This is a genomic window from Promicromonospora kroppenstedtii DSM 19349, assembly GCF_000515355.1.
Taxonomy (GTDB): domain Bacteria; phylum Actinomycetota; class Actinomycetes; order Actinomycetales; family Cellulomonadaceae; genus Promicromonospora; species Promicromonospora kroppenstedtii.
On sequence record NZ_KI911640.1, the window covers coordinates 1 to 1029 of the forward strand.

1 protein-coding gene is annotated in these 1029 nt (G+C 76.1%); it reads right to left on the minus strand.

Features of this window, described 5'->3' with window-relative positions:
• Positions 1 to 1029 (minus strand): NB-ARC domain-containing protein (locus PROKR_RS07485; RefSeq protein WP_245605737.1); only part of this gene is annotated, 1029 nt, incomplete at both ends.

Below are 1029 nucleotides of genomic sequence, written 5' to 3' on the forward strand. Positions count from 1 at the left end.
CGGCCCGTCCGGCCCGCCCTCGCCGTCCCCGCCGTCGAACCACCGGCCGGCCGCCGTGGCGGTCTCCAGCAGCCAGTCGGTCATCCGGCGCTCGGCCGCTTCGCGGGCCCCGGCCGGTTCCTCCTCGTGCAGCCGGCGGCTCGCGTACAGGCGGATCAGGTCGTGGAACCGGTAGCGGTCGGCACCCTCGTGCTGCAGCAGGCCGAGCTCGACCAGCTCGTCGAGCTTCGCCTCGGCGTCGTCGAGGTCCGTGCCGGTCAGGACCGCCGCGACCGGTACACCGAAGTCCACCGCGGGGACGAGCGCCAGGCGGCGGAAGCACCCCTTGGCCGGACCGGGCAGCGCGACGTAGGACAGCGCGAACGCCGCCTCCACGCCGACGTCGCCCACGGCCAGGTTCGCGAGGCGCCGGTCCTCGTCCGAGAGCCGGTCGGCCAGGTGCCGCATCGTCCACCCTGGGCGGGACGCCAGCCGAGTGCCCGCGATCCTCAGCGCCAGTGGAAGGTGGCCGCACAGGTCGGCCACCCGGACCGTCTCCGGGCCGTGGCCGTCGGCTCCTCCGGAGACGGCCCGCAGCAGGTCCGCGGACTCGTCCGACGTCAACGGCGCGAGCGGAATCCTGGTCACGCCCACCAGCCCGCCCAGCGCGCGGCGGCTGGTCACGATCGCCATGCCCGTCCCGCCGGCCGGGAGCAACGGGCGTACCTGGGCCTCGTCGGCCGCATTGTCCAGCACCAGCAGCACACGTCGCTCCGTCAGCACGGTGCGCAGCTGCGCGGCGCGCTCGTGCTCGTCCTCCGCGATGCCCAGCGGATCCAGGCCCGAGGCGCGGAGCAGCCGGTGCAGGGCCTCTGTCGTCGGCATCGGCTCGGGGTCGACGCCGCGCAGGTCCACGTAGAGCGCGCCGCCGGGGAAGGAGCCGCGCAGCAGCTCGGCCGCGCGGACGGCGCACGCGGTCTTGCCCAGACCGCCCGCCCCGTGCAGGACCACCACCGGTGGTGGCCCGTCCGCGGACGCCACCCCGGCCAG